Genomic DNA, 25,018 nt, shown 5'->3' with positions numbered 1-25,018 from the left:
ATATCACGCTGGCCGTACTTTAAGCTGATAACAGCTTATTTTTTTTGAAGCAGCACCGGCATCGAGCGCGAGGAGAAATTCAACGTTTCGAGCATCACTAGCAATGCGCGAACCGTATCTAGCGATGTCATACAAACAACGCCATTCTCAACGGCTTCACGGCGAATTCGGAATCCGTCACGTTCAGGAGCTTTGCCTTTTGTCAGCGTATTGACAACAAACTGCGCTTGGCCCTCACGTACCAGATCCAGAATATTCGGCGATCCTTCGCTTAGCTTATTGACAGTAGTAACGATCAAGCCTGCTTCTTCCAGCGCTTTAGCCGTTCCGCCTGTAGCAATGATTTTGTAACCAAGATTAAAGAATCCGCGCAGCAATTCTGTTGCTTCTTCTTTATCTTTGTCCGCAACGGTTGCGATAATCGCTCCCGATGTTGGAATTTTCATACCTGCACCGATGAGGCCTTTGTAGAGTGCTTTCGCGTATTGTACGTCACGGCCCATAACTTCGCCCGTTGACTTCATCTCAGGCGTCAAGGTAGGGTCAACGCGGCGCAGCTTAGCGAAGGAGAATACAGGTACTTTAACCGATACATACTCATCCTCAGGCCACAAGCCGTCCACATAACCGAGATCGGCAAGCTTCGTTCCGAGAATCGCTTGCGTAGCAAGGTTAGCCATTGGAATATTCGTAACTTTGCTCAAGAACGGTACGGTACGGGATGAACGTGGGTTAACCTCGATCACGTACACTTTCTCCTGATGAATAACGAACTGGATATTAACAAGTCCGATTACATTGAGCGCTTTGGAAATGCTGATCGTAATATCAACGATTTGTTTCTTGATATCATCGGATAGCGACTGCGGCGGATAGACTGCAATGGAATCCCCAGAGTGAACGCCTGCGCGCTCAACATGCTCCATGATGCCTGGAATCAGGACAGTATCGCCATCACAAATCGCATCCACTTCTGCTTCTTTGCCAAGCATGTAGCGGTCGATAAGCACCGGATGCTCAGGGTTGATTTTCACAGCAACTTCCATATAGCTCAGAAGCTCTTCGTCCGAGTAAACAATTTCCATCGCACGGCCGCCAAGCACGTACGAAGGACGTACAAGAACCGGATAACCAAGGCCTTGTGCTGTTACGACAGCATCGTCAACCGTTGTTACAGTCTTGCCATCAGGCTGCGCAATGCTCAAGCTCCGAAGCAATGCTTCAAATTTCTTACGATCCTCTGCTGAATCGATGCTCTCAAGACTGGAGCCAAGAATACGTACCCCTGCTTTGGAAAGCGGAGCTGCAAGGTTAATTGCGGTTTGGCCGCCGAATTGAACGATTACGCCAATTGGATTCTCTTGCTCAATGACGTTCATTACATCTTCGAAGAACAAAGGCTCAAAATACAATCTATCCGATGTGCTGAAATCAGTCGAAACTGTCTCAGGGTTGTTGTTGATGATAACCGCTTCGTAGCCTGCTTTTTGAATCGCCCAAACTGCGTGAACAGTGGAGTAATCGAACTCGATACCTTGACCGATACGAATCGGACCAGAACCAAGAACGAGCACTTTCTGTTTGTCCGTTTGAGTAACTTCATTCTCAACTTCATAAGTCGAGTAGTAATACGGCGTTGAGGCTTCAAATTCCGCCGCGCAAGTATCTACCATTTTGTATACAGGCTTCAGGTTTTGCTGTACGCGAAGCGCGCGAACATCTGCTTCTGTCGTATGGCTGCCATTAGGGAAGCCTTCGCTGCGAACTTCTGCAATCGAACGGTCAGAGAAGCCTTTGCGTTTTGCTTCGTAAAGCGTCTGAGCCGTCAAGGTTGATTCACTGCGCATGCGATCTTCGAACGCTACGATTGACTGAATTTTATCTAGGAACCACCAGTCGATATTCGTAAGATCTTGAATTTCTTGAAGCTTGTAGCCACGGCGGAAAGCTTCCGCTACAAGGAACATACGCTCATCATCCGGTTTCTCCAAGCGCGAGCGCAGTACAGCATCTTCTAATGAAGAAGCTTCTTTCAAATGAATACGGTGTGCGCCGATTTCAAGGGAGCGAACGGCTTTGTGGATCGATTCCTCGAACGTACGGCCAATCGCCATAACCTCGCCCGTTGCTTTCATTTGCGTGCCTAGTTTACGGTTCGCATTCACGAACTTGTCAAACGGCCAGCGTGGAATTTTCGATACGATATAATCCAGCGTAGGCTCGAAGCAAGCGTACGTTTGACCTGTAACCGGGTTAACAAGCTCATCCAATGTGTAACCAATCGCGATTTTAGCTGCCATCTTGGCAATTGGATAGCCTGTTGCTTTGGATGCTAGTGCCGAAGAGCGGCTTACGCGCGGGTTAACTTCGATAACATAATATTGATAGCTTTGCGGATCAAGTGCGAATTGTACATTACAACCGCCTTCGATGTTCAAAGCACGAATGATTTTCAATGATGCTGAACGGAGCATTTGGTACTCGCGGTCAGACAACGTTTGGCTAGGCGCTACGACAATACTGTCGCCGGTATGTACGCCAACCGGGTCAAAGTTCTCCATGTTGCAGACAACAATACAGTTGTCGTTCGCATCACGCATAACTTCATATTCAACTTCCTTCATGCCTGCGATCGATTTTTCAATCAGGCACTGGCTGATTGGGCTGTAACGAATACCGGAAGCCACCGTCTCGCGAAGCTCGTCTTCGTTAGCGCAAATGCCGCCGCCTGTTCCGCCAAGCGTATATGCTGGACGAACGATGATTGGATAACCAATGGTTTTGGCGAAGCTGATCGCAGCTTCAACTGTGGTTACGATATCGCTATCCGGTACCGGCTGCTCAAGCTCACGCATTAGATCACGGAACAAATCGCGATCCTCCGCTTTCTCAATCGCTGTTAGCTGTGTTCCGAGCAGCTTAACGTTTTCGCGTTCAAGAACGCCAGCGCGAGCAAGCTCAACCGCCATGTTAAGACCCGTTTGTCCGCCAAGCGTTGGAAGAAGACCATCCGGACGCTCCTGGCGAATGATTTGGGATACGAAATCCAACGTGATTGGCTCGATGTAAACCTTATCTGCCATGTTTGTATCCGTCATAATTGTTGCTGGGTTACTATTGATAAGGACAACCTCGTAGCCCTCTTCTTTTAGAGCTTGGCAGGCCTGCGTACCTGCATAGTCAAATTCCGCCGCTTGTCCGATGACAATTGGGCCGGATCCGATTACGAGAATTTTTTTGAGTTCATTATTTTTGGGCATACTGAAGCTCTCCTTTCAACGTCTCCGATAATACCGCTTGACGACGTTTTTGTGGGTTATTTTTCTTATGCGTGCGGATCATCTCAAGGAATTCATCGAAAAGGTAGCTGGAATCGTAAGGTCCTGGCGCTGCCTCAGGGTGATATTGAACAGAGAACGCCGGGAATGTATTGTGCTTCAAGCCTTCGATTGTCCGGTCATTATTGTTGATATGAGTAACCAACAACGGTGTATTTTGAATAGAATCCTCAAGCACCGTATAGCCGTGGTTCTGAGAAGTAATGTAGCAACGGTTTGTTGCCAGTTCTTTGACTGGATGATTTCCGCCGCGGTGGCCGAATTTCAGCTTAGTCGTTTGTGCGCCGCAAGCCAGTGCGAACAGTTGATGACCAAGGCAAATCCCGAAGATCGGATATTCGCCAAGCAGCTCAGAGATCATTTTCACAGCGTAAGGTACATCCAGTGGGTCCCCAGGGCCATTCGACAATTGAATGCCATCCGGAGCCAGGCGACGAATCTCTTCTGCTGTTGTATTGTGAGGAACGACCACGACGTCACAGCCGCGCTTCGTAAGCTCGCGCAAAATGCCGCTTTTTGCACCGAAGTCAACAAGCACGATACGCTCGCCTTGACCTGGGCTTGAGAATACATGCGAAGTCGATGTACGTGCAACTTGATCCGTCATCAGCTTGGAAATGTTCAGACGCTCAGCAAGCTCTTCCACACGTTCGTTGCCTGTTGTAATAAGGCCTTTCATCGTTCCGTAGTTGCGCAGTTTGCGCGTAAGCATGCGAGTATCGATATCGCTAATGCCCGGAATGCCGTACTCTTTCAAAAGCTGACCGAGCGAATATTGCGCGCGCCAGTTGCTTGGCACTTCTTCATGACGGCGGACTACAAAGCCGTGAATGAATGGGCGCATGGCTTCAAAGTCATCGCGAGTGATGCCATAGTTGCCGATAAGCGGGTAAGTCATCGTCACGATTTGACCGCAGTAGGAAGGATCGGACAGAACCTCTTGATAACCCGTAATTCCTGTATTAAATACGACCTCACCCATCATCTGTGCTTCAGCGCCGAACGAGAGGCCTGTAAATAGCGTACCATCTTCTAACAATAATCTTGCTTGCATCCGTATCACTCCTCAGGTGTTGATTCATCCTATATATAGGCTTAAGTAAGTTGTTAATCAGGTATTATTCGGACCAAACGACCGCTCCGTCAACAATGGTAGTTACCGGCCAGCCGCTAAGCTTCCAGCCGCCGAATGGCGTATTGTTGCTTTTCGAAGCGAAGGTGCTTGGATCAACCGAACGTTCGCTGTCCAAATCTACGATTGTGACATCCGCAGGAGCACCTTGCTCAAGGCGGCCAGTCGGAAGGCGGAAGACGCGAGCCGGGTCAGCCGTCATGCGCTGCAGCAGGAAGCCAAGCGTCCATTTGCCGGTTTGTACAAACTTGGTGTACAAGAGCGGGAAAGCCGTCTCGAAGCCCACGATTCCAAAAGGAGCAAGCTGAACGCCGCGCGCCTTTTCTTCTGCACTGTGCGGCGCATGGTCGGTTACGACCATATCGATTGTGCCGTCCTCCAGCGCTTCGATTACCGCTTGCACGTCACGCGGCGTGCGGAGCGGCGGATTCATTTTCCAATTCGCATCATCTAGGCCTGGGATGTCCTCATCGGACAACAGCAGGTGATGCGGGCAAACCTCTGCGGTTACCTTTACGCCGATCGATTTCGCTAGACGGATCAGACGAACCGACTGCTCCGTGCTGACGTGGCAAATATGGTAATGCACGCCTGTCGCTTCTGCCAGCAGAATATCTCTGCCAACATGGATCGCTTCCGATTCATTCGGAATGCCCTTCAGGCCATGCTTGCGGGAAAATTCGCCTTCCGAAGCCCATGCGCCTTCAACCAGCGTATCGTCCTCGCAGTGTGCGATGATTGGCATATCCATCGATTGCGCCAGCGCCATCGCATTTTTCATCATTTGGGCGTTTTGCACGCCGACTCCGTCATCCGTGAAGCCAATCGCGCCAGCTTCTTTCAGAGAAGCAAAATCAGTGAGTTCACGGCCAAGCTCATTTTTGGTGATGGATGCGTAAGGAAGCACTTTAACCACACCCACCTGCTCGGCTTTGTTTGTAATGTAACGAACGGTTTCGGCTGTGTCCGTTACTGGACGCGTGTTAGGCATGCAGGCGATCGTTGTGAAGCCGCCCTTGGCTGCCGAAGCTGTTCCCGTTGCAATGTCTTCTTTATATTCGAAACCAGGGTCACGCAAATGCACGTGCATGTCGATGAAGCCTGGCGATACCAGCTTGCCCTGCGCATCGATAACCTCAGCGCTGCCCGTATCCGGCGATTGTCCGCCGTCAATGACCGCTTCGATTTTACCGTTTGCGATTTGAATATGCTTGCTTTCTAGTTTGCCCGAGGTTTCGTTCCATACGTTACCGTTTATAATCCATAATGACATTGATGATTCCCCCTCCGGATTTGTTCGTTCTATGCTGCTGGCGCTAGCTGAGAGCCCGTTCTACAACGGCCATTCGAATCGGAACCCCGTTCTCCATTTGTGGGAAAATGCGTGATTGCGAATGCTCTACCAGTTCATCGTCAATTTCAACATTGCGGTTAATTGGCGCAGGATGCATGATAATCGCATGGCTGGCCAGTTTGCTTGCCCGCTCCACTGTAAGGCCGTAATGCTCGCGGTAGCTCTCAGCGGAGCTTAGCATGCCGCTCTCATGACGCTCAAGCTGCACGCGCAGCATCATGACAACATCTGATTTTAAAGCTTCATCTATAGATACATAATTGACATCAAGTTCAGAAGCCTGCATATTCGGCGGCGAGCAGAAGTTTACGTTGACCCCGAATTTCTGAAGCGCCCACAGGTTCGATCTGGCTACACGGCTGTGAAGCACATCGCCAATGATGGACACCGTCAAGCCTTTCAGCTGTCCAAAATGTTTTCTCATCGTATACATATCGAGCAGCGCTTGTGTAGGGTGCTCGTTATTGCCGTCACCGGCATTGATCAAAGGCACTTTGATCTTTGTTGCCAGCTCGGCAAGGACGCCAATGGGCTTCAAACGAATGATACCCACATCGATTCCCATGGATTCCAAGGTGCGAACCGTATCGTAGATCGATTCACCCTTCTGGACGCTTGATACCGCAGACGAGAAGTTCAGTACCTCTGTACCCAGACGCTTCTCAGCTACTTCGAACGAAAAACGGGTACGCGTGCTGTTTTCAAAAAACATATTGGCTGCAAACTTGCCCTGCATCGTCGTATGAACTTTTACCGCTTGGTTTTCCCAATAAGCGGCGCGATCCAGAATTGATTCAATCTCTTCTTTGCTGAGCTCTTTTAATCCGAGCAAACTCCGTTGTTTAAGCTGCGTCATCGTCATCCGGCTTGCCCCCTCTGGTTAATGATCGTTACCTGGTCGATTTGATCAATTTCAGTTAAAGCCACTTCAATTTGCTCCTGCTTTGAGGTAGGCACGTTTTTGCCTACAAAATCAGGCCTGATCGGAAGTTCTCTATGGCCTCTGTCCACGAGCACAGCAAGCTGTATGCTTTGTGGTCTGCCACAATCCATTAGCGCATCCATTGCTGCGCGAATCGTGCGCCCCGTGTACAGCACGTCATCGAATAAAATAATCCGTTTGTCCTGTACTGTAAAGGGTACGCCGTCCGTATCGCCAATTGCTGCGGCGACTTCTACGTCTGCTGCAATCCCTGCTTTCCGGTCATCGCGATAGTGTGTGATATCGAGTTCGCTTACGATAACGGGCTTGCCTTCGATTTCACCGATTCGCTCGGCAATGCGGCGAGCAAGGTAGATGCCCCGCGTCCGTATTCCGACGATTACGCAATTATCGATGCCTTTGTTCTTCTCCACGATCTCGTGAGCAATTCGCGTTAATGCACGTCGAATTGCCGTTTCATCCATGATGACTAAATGCTCTTCTTCCGTCATTTCCGCTGACTCCTTCCATAATCGCCCAAATGCCAGGTTGCGACAAAAAAGCTCCTTGCCATAAATCGCAAGGAGCTTGTGACCGGCCATGAAGAGACAGGGTACAAGCCCAAGCCGCTTCCGTCACAGAAAGCTGCCCTTTAGGCTGTCCTATTTCACTCTTCGATGTGCCTGTTATTCACGCTACCTTGCCAGCCTCTCGGGACTGATTTAAAGGTACTGATGTATATCATAGGAATTATCCCACGTTCGACAAAAGATGTCAAGTAAAAACGATTATTTCCGCTTGTACTTAGTGTGGTCCTATTCCGATTGGCTATACAAGGTAAGCGTTGTAAGCAAGTCTTCTATGTTTAAAAATGGTTACAGGCTAAGCTTGCGAATTCTTTCCACAGCTTTTTCTGTATTTTCTCTGCTTCCGAAAGCGGTAAGGCGGAAGTAGCCTTGGCCGCTCTGACCGAAGCCTACGCCTGGCGTACCTACAATGTTAGCTTCAGTAAGAAGCTTGTCGAAGAAGGACCAGGAATCCATGCCGTTCGGTGTTTTCAACCAGATGTAAGGAGCGTTCACGCCTCCAAACACCTCAAGGCCAAGAGAGGCCAACCCATCACGGATAATCGCAGCATTCGCCATGTAATAATCAACGAGCGTTTTGATTTGCTCTTTGCCTTCTGCTGAGTAAATCGCTGCAGCCCCGCGCTGTGTCACATAAGAAACGCCATTGAATTTCGTCGTGTGACGGCGGTTCCACAAATCGTTGATCAATACTTCGTTGCCGGAAGCGTCAAGACCTTTCAGCTCACGCGGTACAACTGTATATGCGCAGCGTACACCCGTGAAGCCTGCCGTTTTGGAGAAGCTGCGGAATTCAATTGCCACTTCACGAGCTCCTTCAATTTCATAAATGCTATGCGGAACATCTTCTTCTTGAATGAACGCTTCATAAGCAGAATCATAAAGAATGATGCAGTTGTTCGCTCGCGCGTAGTCAACCCATACTTTAAGCTCGTCCTTAGTCAGCGTCATGCCGGTTGGATTGTTCGGATAGCACAAGTATATGATATCAACTTTGCGGTCCGGCAAGCTTGGCTTGAAATCATTCTCAGCCGTGCACTCCAAGTAAGCAATATTCTCATAACGCTTTGTTTCTTGGTTGTATTTGCCCGAGCGTCCCGCCATTACGTTCGTATCGACATAAACCGGATATACGGGATCTTGTACGGCTACAATGCTGTTTTCGCTGAAAATTTCTTGAATGTTGCCGACATCGCATTTGGATCCGTCGCTCACGAATACTTCATTCGTGGCAATGTCAATGCCGCGTGATTTATAATCATTTTCGATAATCGCATTAATCAAGAAATCATATCCTTGTTCCGGGCCATAGCCGCGGAAAGAACCGGGAGCTGCAAGCTCATCTACTGCACTGTGCATAGCGTTCAGTACCGCATCTGGTAAACCGCGTGTAACGTCGCCAATACCCAAACTGATGATTTCAGCATTCGGATTGTCTTGAATAAATTTTGTGCGGCGCTTGGCAATTTCAGAGAACAAGTAGCTGCCTTGCAGCTCCAAGTAATTTTGATTAATGGATGTCATTTCATGTCACCTATCCTTATTTTCTCATTGATTTCTGTTGTTATTGTTAGAATAACTTACTTCTCAGCTCGAAATAATGAATAAAGTGGTGAAAAGTTTGCACTTTTGGACGTTTCACATTATCTGGATCGCAGATTGCTTAACACAAATTCAAAGTCAGCGGGCAAAGGCATTTCAAACTCCAATCGTTCCCCGCTGCGCGGATGCGTAAAGCCAAGCAAGGTCGCATGCAAGGCTTGACCTTTCAGTGCAACGGTCTTATTCCTTCCATAAACCGGATCGCCTGCTAGCGGATGTCCGATGTACTTCATATGCACGCGAATTTGGTGAGTTCGGCCCGTCTCCAGTTGAAGCTCCACTACCGTATAATCCCCCAAACGCTCCAGCACATGGAAGTGAGTCACCGCATGCCTGCTGTTGCGTTCTGTCACCGTAAACAGCTTGCGGTCATTCTGGTCACGTCCGATGGGCGCATCAATTGTACCTTGATCATGCGGCAAATTGCCATGCACCAAAGCGATATATTTACGAGTAACCGTATGATCTTTAAGCTGCTCTGCTAAGGAAATATGTGCAAGATCGTTCTTCGCTGCCATCAGCAATCCCGTTGTATCCTTGTCTATACGATGTACAATCCCGGGGCGGATCATGCCGTTGATGCCTGATAGATCCTTGCAATGATACATTAGCGCATTAACCAGTGTTCCCGATGAATGGCCTGGCGCTGGGTGCACGACCATGCCGCGTTTTTTGTTAATAACGATCAGATCCGAATCCTCATAAATCACTTCCAGCGGAATGTTCTCAGGAACGATTGCGGCTTCCTCTGGCTCTGGTATATGCAGCACAACCTTGTTGCCCTCAGCAATTTTCACATTTGCTTTCGCTACCTTGCCGTCTACCACAACGGCTCCAGCCTTGATCCATTCCTGTACTTGCGTTCTTGACACGCCTTGTTCATCCATGCTGTCGGTTACAAACTTATCTACCCGCTCGCCGGCTTGCTCCTCGGCTGCGATCCATTCGAGCGGTTCTTCATTATATAGGCTGCTGCTCATGATTGTTTTGATCCTTGTCCTCTCCATTTTGCGAACGTTTTTTGTCTTCTTTAGCTGATAATAGCGTGTCAATTAAAATTAAGGCTACTCCACAGACGATACCTGAATCCGCAATGTTGAAAATCGGAAATTCATAGCTGCCAAAATTAAATTGCAGGAAGTCGGTAACCTCACCAAAGCGAGCACGGTCCAAAAAGTTCCCGATCGCTCCGCCAAGCACAAGGCCTAGCCCTACAAGCAGCCATGGCTTTGCAGATTTGCGCATCATCTGTATGTACCAAATAATGCCTGAGACAATAACCAAGGTAATAATGATGAAAAACAAGCGCTGCTCCTGCAAAATGCCAAATGCTGCTCCACGGTTGCGGTGCGAAGTAATCAGAAAGAAATTACCGATAACGCTAATTTGCTCCGCAATGACTAGTTTGGATTCAATTAATCTTTTTGTTGCAAAATCAAGAATAAAAACCAGTACCGCGATCCAGTAATAATAAAAACGCATGTGATCACTCCTATTTTTTGGTGAAGCCACGTTTCACGACACTCATGACTGTAGCTCAATCGAGCTTCATTATCATGCTTGTCCCTATTATTCCAATCAATTGTAGCATATTGAACCAAAAGAGAGCCAGCATCGGCGAATAAAGGCCTCTCTTCCATTCAAGTCCATACTGAAAAGCCGGCTTTCGGTTAAGCTAATACAGCAATTATGTTTCCTTTTAAGGAGGGCGCTCTAAATGACAACCCCATCATCAGCTCATGTTATGCTGCTTCAAAGCAGACTACTCGATGAGCAGCGCGAAATCGAACATCGCCTATCCGACGAAGACCATTATGGGCTTTCACATTCTTTGCGGGACAACACTGGCGAGCTTACCTCGATTGATAATCATCCCGGCGATACGGCAACCGAGCTTTATGAGCGTGAGAAGGATATCGCACTGCTTGAACAAGAGGAGCTTCATTTAAGGCGAATTGACGCCGCTTTAGAGGCCATTGCAAATGGCACATATGGGATATGTGCAGCCTGCAATGAGCCGATTCCGCTTGAGCGGCTCGATGCTGTTCCCGATACGCTGCATTGCATTGAGCACGCTCCCCGTCAGTATGTGTCGCTGCGCAGGCCTGTAGAAGAATTACTGCTCGATCCCCCATTTGGCCGAACCAGCATGGACGAGCAGGACTCTTATAACGGCTTTGACGGGGAGGATGCCTGGCAAATTGTCGAGCAATGGGGCAATGCCGATTCACCTGCTATGTCTGAAAATCGGGATGTAGCTGATTATGAGCATGTAGGCATCGATGCGTTTGAGCATGACGGCTTTGTTGAGTCCATTGAAAGCTTTCTCGCGACTGACATAACAGGCCGTCATGTGTCCGTCATTCGAAACCGTGAATATCAGCATTATTTAAAAGCAGGTGAAGGCGATCACGGACTAGAAAACGACGAGCTGAACGAAAACGGATAATTAGTACGTTTTCCCTTCCAGCTGAATTTGAACAATGCGGACGATGTCTGCGATATAGTCGCCAATAATAGGAAGATTTAGGGCTCCAAGTATCTTCAACACGTAAAGAATAGTCGCAGCAAAAAAAGTAAAACCGATGGCAATGCCGACGCCTCTGGCCGTACCCGCGAGCAGATTTCTCCAAATCAATGCTCGCGGCCTATTCAATAAGTCAACATATTCGGCCATCTGTGATCGTTCCATATCCGCAGCGATCGTTTGCAATCGTTTATCAAGCATGTTTAACGAAGTATGTAGCTCGTTCAAATTTTTCGGCTGTTCCGGGTTATTTGGTTTCATACGAGGCATCCCCTTTGTCAAACAAGAAAACGAGGCCCTTTCCTCCTACTGCTTGCGCCATGTGACCATTCGGTCGCGGGCTGCAGCAGCCGGCAGGCGACGGCCTCGTTTTTCGCTTGTTATTCTACTCTATACTATATCCTTAACCGCGGATGAAAATCCCTATTTCCTTGCTGCCGAGTGATACTTTCTCCATCTCAGGCACTACCTCGTAAGTCACGCTTTGAACGAGCACATTATCGTAGAGCACTTCAGAGAACGCTTCAAGCGCAGCCTTGAGCTCAGTATCTACATCAAGGACAAGATCAATCCTTTTCTCGATAGCGAGGTCAAGCTTTTTGCGCGTATCCTGCACGGCACGAATCACTTCACGGACCCAGCCCTCTTGCTCGAGCTCAGGCGTAATATCCGTATTCAAGGCTACAGTCACGCCATTTCCAGATGCTGATGCAAAGCCGGATTTCGCTTGTTTTTCGACTAGAAGCTCTTCTACGGAAATCGCAAGCTGCTCGCCCTCTGCACTCGTAAAGGCGAAGCTTCCGCCATTTACGATATCGCGTGTTTGATCAGCGTTCAGACCTTTAAGCTGACCTTGAATAGCACCGACGTTTTTACCGTATTTTTTGCCTGCAACCTTAAGATTCAGCTTCAAAGTAAAGTCGACAAAGCCGCTGTCTGAATGCTGTACCGTAATGGTTTTCACGTTGATTTCATCCTTTACGATATCCTCGTAGTCCGCCACATGAAAATCACGATCAAGAGATACGATAAGCTCCGAAAGAGGCTGACGAGTTTTGATGCCTGTTTCATTGCGGACATTGCGTGCCAGCTCAACAATTTGTTTTGCGTTCTCCATGTCTAGCTCCAACGTTTCATCGATCGCCGACTCATCCACTTTCGGATAATCTGCGAGATGAACGCTGCCTGTTCCGCCAAGATTGCCGTAAACATCTTCAGCCAGAAGCGGTGCATAAGGCGCAATTAGACGCGAGAGCGTCAGCAGCACGCTGCGCAGCGTTTGATAAGCAGCAAGCTTATCCTCTGACAGCCCACTTCCCCAGAAACGATCACGCGAGCGGCGGATATACCAGTTGCTAAGCTCATCAACGAAAAGCTCAATGGATTTGGCAGGGTTAAGGAAATCATTGACCTCGAGCCCTTTATTCACCGTATTGATTAAGCTGTTCAAGCGTGAAATGATCCAGCGATCCAGCTTGTTGTCCGATTTCTTTTCCTCATGCGCCGTATAATCATAACCATCAATGGACGCATACAATGCGAAAAATGCATGTGTGTTAACGATTGTATCAATCACTTTGGATTTTGCTTCGCCAACGATGCCGCGCGAGAAGCGCTTGCTGTTCCAAGGAGCGCTATCTGCTAGCAAAGCCCAGCGGAACGCGTCTGTTCCGTATTCATTGATGATTTCCCAAGGATCGATAACATTCCCTTTGGATTTGGACATCTTTTGCCCGTTTTCATCCAAAATATGGCCGGTTGAGATAACCGCTTTGTACGGTGCCTTGCCATTATATAGCGTAGAGACCGCAAGCAAACTGTAGAACCAGCCGCGCGTTTGGTCGATTCCTTCGCAGATGATATCCGCAGGGTATTGATCAGCAAATTGCTCCTCGTTCTCAAATGGATGATGGTGCTGAGCAAACGGCATCGATCCGCTGTCGAACCAGACATCGATAACTTCTGGGGTACGGGTCATTTCCGCACCCTCGGCATATGGCGATTTGAGCTTAATTCCATCCACGTATGGCTTATGAAGCTCGATATCCTCCGGTACATCACCGACAGCCATCGCACGAAGATCGGCAATGCTGCTTGGCGAATACTCCTTGCCAGTCACATCGCAAACCCAAACGTTCAGAGGCGTTCCCCAGTAACGATTCCGGCTGATGTTCCAATCAACCAGATCCTCCAGAAACTTGCCGAAGCGACCTTCACGGATATGGCCCGGATACCAATCAACTGTATTGTTGTTGGCAATCAATTGATCCTTCACAGCTGTCGTTTTAATAAACCAGCTTTCCATTGCGTAATAGATCAAAGGCGTTTTACAGCGCCAGCAGAACGGATAGCTATGCTCATAACGTTCCTTGGAGTAAAGCAAACCGCGTTCGCTCAAGTTTTTCACGATATCGATATCTAGCTCACTGTCTTTGACGAAACGCCCGGCAAAGTCGGTTACTTCTGCAACGTAGCGGCCTGCCAAATCAACAACGCTCAGCATACTTATGCCGTTCTCACGCGCGACACGGTAGTCATCCTCACCGTGAGCCGGAGCGATATGAACGATACCGGTACCGCTTGTATCGCTGACGAAATCGCCGGCAATAACGACATGCCCTTTGTCGAGCGCTACGTAGTTAAATGGCGCTTCATAACGAAGCCCAACGAGCTCAGCACCTTTTACAACCGAAAGCACTTCGTACTCATCTTTAAATACCTTCTCCGCTAAGTTTTGAGCTACGATATAAACTTCGCCATTCTTGGCTGCACGAACATAATCCAGTTCAGGATTAACAGCAAGCGCTACGTTCGCTGGCAGCGTCCAAGGCGTAGTCGTCCAAGCTAGAACGAACTCGCCTGATTCGAATAACTTGAATTTTGCAGTCGCGCTCAAATCTTTGACATCCTCATAGCCCTGAGCAACCTCATGGGAGCTGAGTGTCGTTTGGCAATCCGGGCAGTAAGGACTAACGCGATGACCGCGGTACAACAAGCCTTTGCCGTGAATCGTCGATAAAATATGCCATACGCTTTCGATGTACTCATTTTTCAAGGTGATATATGGATTGTCTAAGTCGGTCCAATAAGCAATGCCTTCTGTCAACTCGCGCCATTGCTTCTCATATTCAAATACGCTGGCCTTACATTTTTTGACGAATTTCTCTACGCCATAATCTTCTATCTCTTGCTTGCCGGAAATCCCAAGCTGCTTCTCTACGCCTAGCTCAACTGGCAAGCCATGCGTATCCCAGCCCGCTTTACGGATGACCCGATAGCCTGCCATCGTTTTGTATCGGCAAATAAAATCCTTTATTACGCGGCCAAGCACGTGACCGATATGCGGAGCACCGTTAGCGGTTGGCGGCCCTTCATAAAAGACGAAGTTTGGTTTGCCTTCCCGATTTTCGATTGATTTCTTGAATGTATCTTCCGTTTTCCATTTCTCAAGCACACGCAGCTCACGAGAGCGTGCACGTTCCTTTACGTCTACGCGTTGCATCATTTCAGCCTCCTATGTTAAAAACAAAAATAAAGCCTCATCCCTATGAGAAGGGACGAGGCTTAGTCGCGTTACCACCCTTGTTCCGCACATGCTTCAGCTATACAAAGTAAGCTTGAAGCCGAAGGCAGGCAGCTCAAGCCGAGCTGTGCTTCATGCGGCACCTTAGTCGCGAACGATTCGTTCGCGTTCCCTGTAACGGGGGACGGCCGTCAACGCTTATTGGTGCAATTGCAGGTTCGGCGCTGCTTCTCAGAGAGGATATTCCGCAATGGCTCACACACCGGGCTTTCAGCTGCCGCCGGCTCTCTTTGGAGTGAACGTAAAGCGTACTTGTTCTCATCAACGAAGTTTGGATTATCAATTCATTATCCTAGTTATAGCTTACCGACAGGCCAAATGTCAAATGGCATTTCGCCTAAATCTAAAACATTAGCCTCTAGTCAGCTCATGCTCAGAGGATCTGGAAGCTTGCGGCTCCAATGTATCCCAGCCGTCTACCGTTAACAGTTCAAGCTGCGCCTCAACTAGTGTACGGAAACGTGCCCGATAGACCGATGCTTGCTTCTTAAGCTCTTCCACCTCAAGCGATACCTTGCGAGATTTCGCCAGTGAATCATTAATAATACGGTCAGCATTTTTCTCTGACTCTTTAATGATCAGCTGTGCTTCCTTCTTCGCATTGCTTCTCACCTCATCGGCAGCTTCCTGCGCGACGATGATCGTTTTGCTAAGCGTTTCTTCGATATTTGTAAAATGATTCAATCTCTCTTGCAGGCCAAGCACTTGATTTTGCATCTCTTTATTTTCACGAATGAGCGATTCGTAGTCTTTAATTACTTGATCGAGAAATTCATTGACTTCATCCTCGTCATAGCCGCGCAGTCTCCGGCCGAATTCTTTGTTATGTATGTCCAATGGTGATAACGGCATTGGCGCACCTCCTCATGGTATTTGTGACTCTGGCAACGGGAAATACTATTTGTTGTGAACATTTTCGACAACCGCAGTGAAATTCCTGCATTCGCTCAAATAAATTTGCCGACTTTGACTCGGATTCTGCCTTTTTTTGTCACTCCGTCCATCTCTAGTACTTTAAACCGGCCAAGTCCCTTAAAGGATACCACATCGCCCTCGCGAAGCTGCTTCGAAGGGTCCTCCTCCGATTTCCAGTTGACTCTGCATCTGCCAGCCCTGATCGGATCGACAATTTTGGACCTGCTGATCCGATATACATCGCTAGCGATGCCATCCAGTCGCATGGAAGCGACCGACAAGCTCATCTCCTCCAGCTTCGGAACGACCGTCTTAAGCTCATTTAGAGGAATAACGTCCGTCAGAACACTAATTCGATGGACCTGCCTTAGATGGATATTTAAGTAGTCGGCAATTTCATCCATGACGACAATATGGCAAAAATGTTCATGAACATGTATGTCACCAATTCGGTCACGCTTAATGCCAAGTCCGAGCAAGGCGCCCAAAAAATCACCATGGTCCAGTTCAAGCTGGGCTTGTCCTGGCCAGTTTACCACAAGAACGGAGATTCCCGCTGTTTCGTCATCGAGATGACGATATTCCGGCCCAATGATCGCCCGGCAGCGTTCAGCTTGCTCATAACCGCCATCCAGACGAATGCTGACATCCGGATTGCGATTAGCCAGAATCGTCAATATTTGCGCTTGTCTCGGGTCTAAAAAATCGGTCCGCTTCAGCTCATGCTGCTGTGCGGACCGCTCTATCCATTCCTCCGCCCGATCTACGAAAGGCTTCTCATCGGGGTGAAAATGATCATATATACCTTGTTTCATACGATCTCATTCCTTTATTTAAATCAGACATTCCATTACGGGATCAAAAATTCAATAACCGCAATCAGACCCATCGCCACGAAACGCAAAGCGAATAGTGCGATAATCGGGGACAGATCAAGCATTCCGCCAATCGGTGGAATAAACCTTCTGAAAATCCCGAGATACGGCTCGACCATTTTGCCTAGAAAAACGCCAATAAAGCTTTCACGGGCATTTGGCAGCCAAGACAGCAGCACGTAACCAATAATCATAAAGCTGTAAATACTTTGCAGTGTACCAATGACATCTCCCACACTATTAAACAACTCAAGGTCACCTCATTTTGTTGTAGTCGTTCTCCTCCGCCAGCATTTCCGTTATAGCGCCTTGAATTTCCACTGAATCCGGCGTGCAAAGAAAAATATTAGGACCAAGCTTAGAGATGCTCCCGCTTAAAGCGTACACTGTACCGCTCAGGAAATCAACAATGCGAACGGCGAGATCGCTCCGGACGCGCTGGAGATTAACGATGACGGCACGACGCGAGCGCAGATGATCGGCAATTTCTTGCGCTTCGTCATACGAACGGGGCTCACTAAGCACAACTCGTACATTTTTCTGCGAATGGATGCTGACGACGTTATTGCTCTTTGTAGTCTTACGTGCTTCGAACGGTGTGGTTTCAGCTTCTTGTTCTTCATTCTGTACAACTCGTTCTCTCTCTACAACTTCTTCTTCGTCCTGCAGACCAAGAAAGCTCATAAATCGGTTCATGACACTCATCCTTTATTCCTCCTCTTTCCCAACTAGTATCGTGCCAAGACGAATCCAAGTGGCTCCTTCTTCAATCGCGACTTCAAAATCATTCGACATCCCCATAGATAAATGAGTGATCGTGCTTGTATGGTTCGATTGCCGCTGAAGCTCATCACGCCATTCACGCAATGCTCGAAACACGGGCCTTGTTTGCTCTGGTTCGGCTTCATAAGGCGCCATAGTCATTAAGCCAATTGGCTTGATCGACTGAAACCGCTTCAGCTGTTCCACAAACGGAAGCAGGTCCTCTGGCTCCAGACCTTGCTTCGAATCCTCGCCCGATACGTTAACTTGAATAAAGCAAGGAACGATAATACCAAGCTGAGAGGCCTTCTTGTCGATGGCTTCGGCAAGCGATAGCCTGTCCAACGAATGCATGTATGTAAACTTCCCAATGACGTCCTTCACTTTATTCGTTTGCAATGAACCAATGAAATGCCAGATGGGTTGATCGTCAGGCTCCCCGATAGGATTGCTGCTAATGGCTTCCCATTTGACCTGTGCATCCTGCCAGCGGTTCTCGCCTAAATGGCGATAGCCATGTCCAAGCGCTTCCTTGGTTGTGTCCAAAGACACATATTTGGTCACTGCAATAATTTGAACCTCGTCCCTGCTGCGTCCTGAACGCTCACAAGCTTGTCTAATCCGCTCTTCTACGAGCGCTCTTCTATCCTCAAATGCAGATGACATGCTTCACCTCTCCCGAATGCCGATCCAACTGGCCATCCGGCCGGTTAGGCCACCTTCTTTGCGATGAGAAAAAAACAAATCTCGTCTGCATCCGGTGCACCACTCTGTTAATTCGATATGGATCGGCAAAATTCCTGCTTTTATCATAATCTGTCGGTTTATTTCTTTCAAGTGCAAGTTCGCTTTTCCATCTCCAGACAACTTCAACATCGTTTCAGCGGTTTCCGTTTTAACGCCAAGCCCTTGCAGCAGCTGCTGTACCTGATTGATCACGGGACCATCAACCTCATAACAGCAACTACCAATTGATGGCCCTATCGCTGCAAGAAGGACCTTAGGATTAGTTCCATACGCGGCTTCCATCGCATGAATCGTCACTGCGGCAATCTCCTGCACCGTCCCTTTCCAGCCTGCATGGGCAAGAGCGACTGCATCATGCTCGGGATCATAGAAATAAAGCGGTACGCAGTCCGCATAAAATGAAGCCAGCAGCACGCCGGGAACATCCGTCATTATCGCATCGCAATCCTTTATGACGCTGCCTAACGAGTCTCTGCCGCGTCCCCTGTCTTCCTCTATCATTTGATGCACGGTATTCCCATGTACCTGCTCCGCACATGTCCACGCGTCAAATGGCCAGTCTATAGCGTCTGTTAATGCCCTCCGGTTAGCGATGACCGAATGATCCTCATCCCCTACATGAAGACCCATGTTCAAGCTCGACCACGGTGCTTCGCTTGAGCCGCCTTCCCGGCCCGTAAAACCGACAGTTAGCCGTTCATTCCGGACCATCCAATTGGGCAACAAAAAAAGCGAAGGCCCCTTCGCTAATTGTAGATGTTCGAAAGCTTCCACTGTTCCACCTCTATTCAAAGATTTGAGAAGCTGGCTGCTTAACCAGTCATGCCAAGAGCTGCCGTTCCTTTCTCCCTCAGCGTTCAGCGTCTCTACCTTAATATCTAAAAATAGTTTACCGCGTTAAGAGCGGGCGTGCAAATCATCCTCTTCGGCACGGAGCTGCTTCGTATCATCCATTCGCACCAGCACAACGTCCGCACCAATCTTCACAATGTTTCGCCAAGGAATAACAACCTCCGTCCCTCCTCCTCCAAACATCCCCAAAAACTTAGTAAACTGTGGCACGACAATTGAATCAATACGCCCTTGTCTTAAATCCAGCTCCAAATCCGAGATTTGACCGAGCTTCTTCCCGTCCACAATATTAATGACATCCTTCGTCTGAAAATCAGATATTTTCATCACCGTTCACCGCTTTTCACGTAGAGTGATCGTCCTTTTAACTTCTCCTATAACTATATGAGGCATTTGCTACATTTTATGTACGGCATCTGGTATTTCAAAAACCGCCCCTTATTAATTAACCGCATCACAGAGCATTGGCAAGAGCTTGCAACGGCGTCGATTATCGCCCATATCGAAATGCACCATGCTGTGAAGCCGCCAGAGAAGATTCGCCAATTACTGAAACTGATGTTCAGCTCTGTTGACACGAAGGATTTTGTGTACCATCTCCGCAAGCTTGGGGCGACGGAGAGCAAATACGAGGACCTTTTATCAACCATCGAACAGCAGCGGCTTGCTTGTGGATTGCGGCTTCAGTCTGGAGAGGGCATTATCGATCTCAGATTTTGTGTACCATTATTATTTGGGTTGGCATGAACGCAATAAGCATAAAGCAAGGAGCGTTCAAGAAACTGAAAAACAGATCGTACAAATCCTCTCGTTTATCGGAAAGCCTGAATAATGATACTGGAGGGGTTTGATATGCCTTTGCTGCTAGCGTATGGCATTGGAGCGGTAATCTTGGTTTTCTGGGCTGCAGTCCTGATTCTCCTCATGCATGTCGAGGTCATTCCACGAATGGTGCCTTCATGGCTCGCCAACTTTGGCGGGTGGACGCTTGCTGTTGTTTTTTTAATTCGATCAGTTGGCGAATTTAATACGGTCGGCCTTTTCAAGCGCATTCGCAAAACCCCTTTTGCCCGCATGGATACCTTCGTTTATTCACCTCTGTGCCTGTTCCTTTCCTGCTTAACCGTCTGGCTTATGCTGATTACTTAAGCCGTCCGCATATGCTTTTTCACACACAAAAAACGGTGCCTCGCGGCACCGTTTTTTACGATTTTACATGCTTTTGCATTTGCTGAATAGCTGACTTCTCCAGACGTGAAACTTGTGCTTGTGAGATCCCGATTTCATCGGCGACCTCCATTTGCGTCTTGCCTTCAAAGAAGCGCATCGACAAAATCATTTTTTCCCGGTCGTTCAGCTTATGCATCGCTTCCCGAAGGGCAATCTCCTCAATCCAGGAGACATCCTTATTACGCTCATCACTAATTTGATCCATGACATAGATGGGGTCACCACCATCATGATAGATGGGTTCGAATAAGGAAACTGGGTCCTGAATGGCATCCAGTGCAAAAACAACATCTTCCTTCGGAACGTTCAATGCCTCCGATATTTCAAAAATCGTCGGCTCGCGTGAATTCCTGTTCGTTAAGCTATCCCTTACCTGGAGCGCCTTATAAGCGATGTCTCTCAAGCTGCGCGAGACGCGGATCGGATTGTTATCTCGCAAGTAACGGCGTATTTCTCCGATAATCATCGGTACGGCATAGGTGGAAAACTTGACATTTTGGCTAAGGTCAAAATTATCGATCGCCTTCATAAGTCCGATGCAGCCGACTTGGAACAGGTCGTCCACAAACTCTCCCCTATTGTTAAACCTTTGAATAACGCTAAGTACCAGCCGCAGGTTGCCGTTTACTAATTTCTCTCTTGCTGCCCACTCGTTGCGGGTTTGCAATGCCGTAAACAATTCTCTCATCTCGACATTATTTAGGACAGGCAGTTTCGCGGTATCCACTCCACAGATCTCGACTTTATTTCGGGTCAACGTGATTACCTCCCAAGGAGAAACATTACTGTACATTATCTCCTCAGGCGGCCTTTTTATTCCTATTGTGACATCATTCGACAACCGCAGGCAGGACGCGGCCTCTAGACCATTTTATTAAATTCTTTGCGAAGTCTTTTGATAATCCGCTTCTCGAGCCTTGAAATATAGGACTGGGAAATGCCAAGCAGGTCTGCAACATCCTTTTGCGTTTTCTCTTCCCCATCAGCTAAACCAAAGCGCAGCTCCATAATGATCCGCTCACGTTCAGACAGCTTATCGAGCGCTTTATGCAGCAGCTTGCGATCCACTTGCTCCTCGATGTTTCGGTAGATCGTATCATTTTCTGTTCCCAGCACATCGGACAATAGCAGCTCATTGCCGTCCCAGTCGATGTTGAGCGGCTCATCAAAAGATACCTCGGTGCGTGTTTTGCTATTGCGGCGCAGATACATCAATATTTCATTTTCGATACAACGCGAGGCATAAGTGGCCAGCTTGATCTTTTTCTCCGGATCAAAGGTGTTGACCGCCTTGATTAGACCAATCGCGCCAATCGATACGAGATCTTCAATATGAATGCCGGTATTCTCGAACTTGCGGGCAATATATACGACAAGCCGTAGGTTTCGTTCGATCAGCATCGCCCGAATGGCCGTATCGCCCGAAGGCAGCTTTTCCAGCAAATATTCTTCTTCTTCGCGTGTTAATGGCGGTGGAAGCGCTTCACTGCCACCGATATAATAAATCTCTTCGCTTTTTAATCCGAATAAAAACATGACACGATAATAATATAACTGAAGGATCAATTTGTACTTGACGAGCATTTGGCCCATCCCTCCTCGTTTGTATGAGCATACGTTTTTATTGTTGTACCATAGACGGATGGATAATGGCTCGATATGCCCCATCAGACGTTAGCTTTCCGCCGTCAAGCCCGATAAGCACCTTTCGCGTTTCAAAAACTTGTCCTTCCCTAGTAATCTCAACCGCATCAGGCTTTATTGCGAGCATGAACTGTGATCCTCGGTTGACCCCTCTGAATGGAACGAGACGAAGCCTGTCTTGCCATATGAAGTAAGGCTGATCATCCATTCCCGCCACAAGACGATCTACTTGTGCATCTCGTATGCTATTCAACCACGACTCGGGCAAATCTTCTTGCCAAATAGAAGCTTCCATCACCATAACTGGCGTTCTTGTAAGCGGGTCATATAGCTGGTTCCCGGTGTCGATTAGACCAACACAGGTCTGCACTCGTTCACCAATCGTAATCTTCACTTCTGCTAAATGAGTCTGCACCAGCTCCCGTTCTCTTTTTTGCGTCAATACGGTACGGTAGATATACAGTCCGATACAAAACGCAGCAATTAAATAAAACAATCCCATCTTGAGCTCCACATGCATACTGCCATTTACGAAACTAATCGTTCTCCATACTTCACCTGATCCTTGCATGAATAAATAATAAAGCCCTAGCACGGCACCCGCTGCCACAAAGTTAACCGCATAAAACGCCGCAATGTTCCTTGCAAAATGCTGAATCGAAGCAAACCCAAACGCAATCCAAACCATAAGCAGCGATATACCGATCTTTACAACTAGCGTAAATAAAAAAGATAATTGCGGAAAAAGCATCAAAACGACATAACAAGCTCCGACAGCAGAAGCCGCTAACACCCGCCAAGGCCTTGGTTTAAGATGACGCGCCCATGCGGAAGTTAGTAGAATCGCGCCGTCCACGAGAAGCTCTCGCAAAAACATAACATCCACATAAACAGCCACTTCGGTCACCTTCCTGCAACTGGCGATACACGGACCTGCATCCGGCTCCCGGGAGAACGATTGAGACTAGTATATTAAAATCCTATTTCAAAGTCTGTCTATTCATGACAGCATGACATATCTTTTTTTGTCGAGTAGGAGTATAAAAACCGCCTCAACTTTTGCGTTTCTTGTGATTGTTCCTTTCAGAAAAAGCTTGTTCGCGTTTATAAATTATCGTATGATACGAAGCTTAGAAGGAAAGCAGTGAAGCACACCGCCTACTCGGGAGTACCTACCCGAAGTATGCGGTATTTTATTTTACAAGGGGGGATCGATTTGTCGTTTCAAACGGAATATGAGCTATGGCTGGAAAAGGAACTGAACAATCGTAAGGGGGAGTGTAGATGAAGGCTGGAACAGGGGCTTGGCCATGCGGAAAAACATTTTGTCGAGTACATTTGGTATCCCGCCTTCCACGACCTCGACAGATTGCATCCGGAGTTTGAAGTCGCCGACTATCGCGATGGGATAAGATATCTGGACTTTGCCTACTTTAATGATGGACTGCGGCTTGCCATTGAGATTGACGGTTACCGAGCACATTCTGCTGAAATCAGTCGTTTGCAGTTCTCAGATTCGCTTATCCGCCAAAATCATCTCGTATTGGATGGCTACTCTCTAGCTGTAAGAGCATATATGTGCTTACAGCACTCTTTCGGCATCAATGAGCAATGTACATCAACAACAAAAAAAAAAACGCCTCACCAGGAATGGCGAGGCGTTTCATTACATAGATTAGCGATCGCTGCGTGGGCGATTGCGAAGGAATGCTGGAATCTCCAGTTGGTCACTAGACGTGTTGCTTGCACCAAATGGCTTAACAGCACCGGTATTGCCTGCAGGTCTTGTATCCACTGCTTCTGGCTGCTGTGGAGAACGGCGCGGTGTTGGCGCTTTATGTTCAAAACCTGTTGCGATAACGGTTACTTTAATATCGTCCTCTAGGCTTTCATCAATGATAGCACCAAAGATCATATTTACATCTGGATCAGAGGCTGAAATAACGATTTCAGCCGCCTCATTCACTTCATAGAGCGAAAGATTGCTGCCACCAGTAATATTCATAATTACACCACGCGCGCCGTCAATTGATGTTTCAAGCAACGGGCTCATAATCGCTTTTCTCGCAGCTTCAGCAGCACGGTTCTCACCAGTAGCAATACCGATACCCATCAAAGCGGAGCCGCGTTCTGTCATAATCGTTTTTACGTCTGCAAAGTCAAGGTTGATTAGGCCTGGTACTTGAATAAGATCTGAGATGCCTTGTACGGCTTGACGTAATACATTATCTGCCGTACGGAACGCTTCTAGCATAGGGGTTTTCTTATCAACAATTTCAAGCAAACGGTCATTTGGAATGACAATAAGTGTATCCACTTTTTCTTTTAGTGCTTCAATACCAAGCTCAGCTTGTCCAGCACGTTTGCGGCCTTCAAAAGTGAACGGTCTAGTTACTACACCAACTGTCAACGCGCCGCATTCACGCGCAATTTCAGCAATAACTGGCGCAGCGCCTGTTCCTGTTCCGCCACCCATACCCGCTGTAACGAAAACCATGTCCGCGCCTTTTAGCTGATTCATAATAATTTCGCGAGATTCTTCTGCTGCCTTGCTGCCTACATCTGGGTTGGCACCCGCACCAAGTCCACGCGTCAGCTTATCGCCGATCTGCAGCTTATGCTCAGATTTAGCCAAATGCAGCGCCTGAGCGTCGGTGTTTACCGTAATAAACTCCACGCCTTTAACACCATTCTCTATCATTCGGTTAACAGCATTGCTACCGCCACCGCCAACACCTATTACTTTTATTTGAGCAAGCTGCTCAAGCTCAAAGTCGAATTCCAACATCTTTCATTTTCCCCCAGTCAAGCGTAAACTGCTGATAGCATCATGTGACGGTACAGCAACGTTTCGCGGTAAAATATAAGCATCGTACAAGGTGAAACGGCTGTTGCCGTCCTTTGGCGGCGCGGCACGTTTCAATCCAAGAAATATAGAGAAAGGATGG

25 protein-coding genes and 1 other annotated feature are annotated in these 25,018 nt (G+C 47.9%); of the genes, 3 read left to right on the top strand and 22 right to left on the bottom strand.

All coding sequences use genetic code 11. From position 1 onward, the window contains the following. Positions 1 to 35: 35 nt before the first annotated feature. From carB to lspA, 8 genes are all read right to left on the bottom strand, one after another. On the bottom strand, positions 36 to 3,260 hold the full coding sequence (gene carB, locus E0496_RS31135; RefSeq protein ID WP_141505849.1) for a carbamoyl-phosphate synthase large subunit: 3,225 nt from the start codon (positions 3,258 to 3,260) through the stop codon (positions 36 to 38). Further along, complete coding sequence (carA, locus tag E0496_RS31130; protein ID WP_141505848.1) at positions 3,247 to 4,392, bottom strand: glutamine-hydrolyzing carbamoyl-phosphate synthase small subunit; 1,146 nt, start codon at positions 4,390 to 4,392, stop codon at positions 3,247 to 3,249. The genes carB and carA overlap by 14 nt, the downstream gene beginning before the upstream one ends. A 64-nt stretch (positions 4,393 to 4,456) precedes the next feature. Next, the gene (locus tag E0496_RS31125; RefSeq protein WP_141505847.1) at positions 4,457 to 5,743 is read right to left on the bottom strand and encodes a dihydroorotase; all 1,287 of its coding nucleotides are present in this window, start codon (positions 5,741 to 5,743) and stop codon (positions 4,457 to 4,459) included. Positions 5,744 to 5,786: 43 nt separating this feature from the next. Next, complete coding sequence (locus E0496_RS31120) at positions 5,787 to 6,686, bottom strand: aspartate carbamoyltransferase catalytic subunit (RefSeq protein ID WP_141505846.1); 900 nt, start codon at positions 6,684 to 6,686, stop codon at positions 5,787 to 5,789. Then, the gene (pyrR, locus tag E0496_RS31115; protein ID WP_141505845.1) at positions 6,683 to 7,258 is read right to left on the bottom strand and encodes a bifunctional pyr operon transcriptional regulator/uracil phosphoribosyltransferase PyrR; all 576 of its coding nucleotides are present in this window, start codon (positions 7,256 to 7,258) and stop codon (positions 6,683 to 6,685) included. The genes E0496_RS31120 and pyrR overlap by 4 nt, the downstream gene beginning before the upstream one ends. A 363-nt stretch (positions 7,259 to 7,621) precedes the next feature. After that, positions 7,622 to 8,857 carry an LL-diaminopimelate aminotransferase gene (locus E0496_RS31110; protein WP_141505844.1) on the bottom strand — a complete coding sequence of 412 codons (1,236 nt, stop codon included), beginning with the start codon at positions 8,855 to 8,857 and terminating at the stop codon, positions 7,622 to 7,624. 119 nt (positions 8,858 to 8,976) lie between these two features. Beyond that, entirely contained in the window at positions 8,977 to 9,915 is a 939-nt protein-coding gene (locus E0496_RS31105; protein WP_141505843.1) for an RluA family pseudouridine synthase, read from the bottom strand. Then, positions 9,896 to 10,417 (bottom strand): signal peptidase II, encoded by a 522-nt coding sequence (gene lspA, locus E0496_RS31100; RefSeq protein WP_139997975.1) that lies wholly within the window; start codon positions 10,415 to 10,417, stop codon positions 9,896 to 9,898. Before lspA ends, E0496_RS31105 begins: the two co-directional genes overlap by 20 nt. Before the next feature lie 235 nt (positions 10,418 to 10,652). Here lspA and E0496_RS31095 point away from each other — a divergent pair, with 235 nt between their 5' ends. Next, positions 10,653 to 11,384: a TraR/DksA C4-type zinc finger protein gene (locus tag E0496_RS31095; protein ID WP_141505842.1), complete on the top strand. Its 732-nt coding sequence runs from the start codon at positions 10,653 to 10,655 to the stop codon at positions 11,382 to 11,384. Here the strand turns inward: E0496_RS31095 and E0496_RS31090 are convergent, their stop codons facing one another. From E0496_RS31090 to E0496_RS31050, 9 genes are all read right to left on the bottom strand, one after another. Continuing rightward, positions 11,385 to 11,663 (bottom strand): DUF5665 domain-containing protein, encoded by a 279-nt coding sequence (locus E0496_RS31090; protein WP_241675060.1) that lies wholly within the window; start codon positions 11,661 to 11,663, stop codon positions 11,385 to 11,387. Between the two features lie 202 nt (positions 11,664 to 11,865). Then, a complete protein-coding gene (gene ileS, locus E0496_RS31085; protein ID WP_141505972.1) occupies positions 11,866 to 14,964 on the bottom strand; it encodes an isoleucine--tRNA ligase in 3,099 nt (1,032 codons plus the stop codon). A gap of 48 nt (positions 14,965 to 15,012) precedes the next feature. Then, positions 15,013 to 15,319, bottom strand: a binding site (T-box leader). Positions 15,320 to 15,396: 77 nt separating this feature from the next. Continuing rightward, positions 15,397 to 15,897, bottom strand: coding sequence for a DivIVA domain-containing protein (locus tag E0496_RS31080; protein ID WP_139997967.1), 501 nt, complete (start codon positions 15,895 to 15,897; stop codon positions 15,397 to 15,399). 95 nt (positions 15,898 to 15,992) lie between these two features. Next, complete coding sequence (locus E0496_RS31075) at positions 15,993 to 16,775, bottom strand: YlmH family RNA-binding protein (protein ID WP_141505840.1); 783 nt, start codon at positions 16,773 to 16,775, stop codon at positions 15,993 to 15,995. 35 nt (positions 16,776 to 16,810) lie between these two features. After that, entirely contained in the window at positions 16,811 to 17,083 is a 273-nt protein-coding gene (locus tag E0496_RS31070; protein ID WP_277755898.1) for a YggT family protein, read from the bottom strand. Between the two features lie 7 nt (positions 17,084 to 17,090). Continuing rightward, positions 17,091 to 17,540: a cell division protein SepF gene (locus E0496_RS31065; RefSeq protein WP_141505839.1), complete on the bottom strand. Its 450-nt coding sequence runs from the start codon at positions 17,538 to 17,540 to the stop codon at positions 17,091 to 17,093. A 3-nt stretch (positions 17,541 to 17,543) separates the two neighbouring features. Next, positions 17,544 to 18,263 carry a YggS family pyridoxal phosphate-dependent enzyme gene (locus E0496_RS31060; RefSeq protein WP_141505838.1) on the bottom strand — a complete coding sequence of 240 codons (720 nt, stop codon included), beginning with the start codon at positions 18,261 to 18,263 and terminating at the stop codon, positions 17,544 to 17,546. Positions 18,264 to 18,266: 3 nt separating this feature from the next. Then, a complete protein-coding gene (gene pgeF / locus E0496_RS31055) occupies positions 18,267 to 19,055 on the bottom strand; it encodes a peptidoglycan editing factor PgeF (protein WP_141505970.1) in 789 nt (262 codons plus the stop codon). A 186-nt stretch (positions 19,056 to 19,241) separates the two neighbouring features. Further along, entirely contained in the window at positions 19,242 to 19,523 is a 282-nt protein-coding gene (locus tag E0496_RS31050; RefSeq protein ID WP_053375508.1) for a YlmC/YmxH family sporulation protein, read from the bottom strand. 57 nt (positions 19,524 to 19,580) lie between these two features. Between E0496_RS31050 and E0496_RS31045 the strand changes: the two genes are divergently transcribed. Together E0496_RS31045 and E0496_RS31040 are read left to right on the top strand one after the other, a co-directional pair. Beyond that, the gene (locus tag E0496_RS31045; protein WP_206669921.1) at positions 19,581 to 19,943 is read left to right on the top strand and encodes a hypothetical protein; all 363 of its coding nucleotides are present in this window, start codon (positions 19,581 to 19,583) and stop codon (positions 19,941 to 19,943) included. Between the two features lie 105 nt (positions 19,944 to 20,048). Next, positions 20,049 to 20,345 (top strand): DUF3995 domain-containing protein, encoded by a 297-nt coding sequence (locus tag E0496_RS31040; RefSeq protein ID WP_241675049.1) that lies wholly within the window; start codon positions 20,049 to 20,051, stop codon positions 20,343 to 20,345. A gap of 55 nt (positions 20,346 to 20,400) precedes the next feature. Here the strand turns inward: E0496_RS31040 and sigG are convergent, their stop codons facing one another. From sigG to ftsZ, 5 genes are all read right to left on the bottom strand, one after another. Continuing rightward, complete coding sequence (gene sigG, locus E0496_RS31035; RefSeq protein WP_076339226.1) at positions 20,401 to 21,183, bottom strand: RNA polymerase sporulation sigma factor SigG; 783 nt, start codon at positions 21,181 to 21,183, stop codon at positions 20,401 to 20,403. A 104-nt stretch (positions 21,184 to 21,287) separates the two neighbouring features. Further along, entirely contained in the window at positions 21,288 to 22,010 is a 723-nt protein-coding gene (gene sigE, locus E0496_RS31030) for an RNA polymerase sporulation sigma factor SigE (protein WP_139997957.1), read from the bottom strand. A gap of 37 nt (positions 22,011 to 22,047) precedes the next feature. After that, entirely contained in the window at positions 22,048 to 22,977 is a 930-nt protein-coding gene (spoIIGA, locus tag E0496_RS31025) for a sigma-E processing peptidase SpoIIGA (RefSeq protein WP_338325886.1), read from the bottom strand. A 333-nt stretch (positions 22,978 to 23,310) separates the two neighbouring features. Further along, positions 23,311 to 23,553 (bottom strand): hypothetical protein, encoded by a 243-nt coding sequence (locus E0496_RS36305; protein WP_206669920.1) that lies wholly within the window; start codon positions 23,551 to 23,553, stop codon positions 23,311 to 23,313. A gap of 192 nt (positions 23,554 to 23,745) precedes the next feature. Continuing rightward, a complete protein-coding gene (gene ftsZ, locus E0496_RS31020; protein ID WP_141505834.1) occupies positions 23,746 to 24,858 on the bottom strand; it encodes a cell division protein FtsZ in 1,113 nt (370 codons plus the stop codon). Positions 24,859 to 25,018: the final 160 nt, after the last annotated feature.

The organism is Paenibacillus luteus, from assembly GCF_006542765.1.
In the GTDB taxonomy this organism is placed as follows: Bacteria; Bacillota; Bacilli; order Paenibacillales; family Paenibacillaceae; genus Pristimantibacillus; species Pristimantibacillus luteus.
This window is presented reverse-complemented; position numbering and strand designations above follow the sequence as displayed.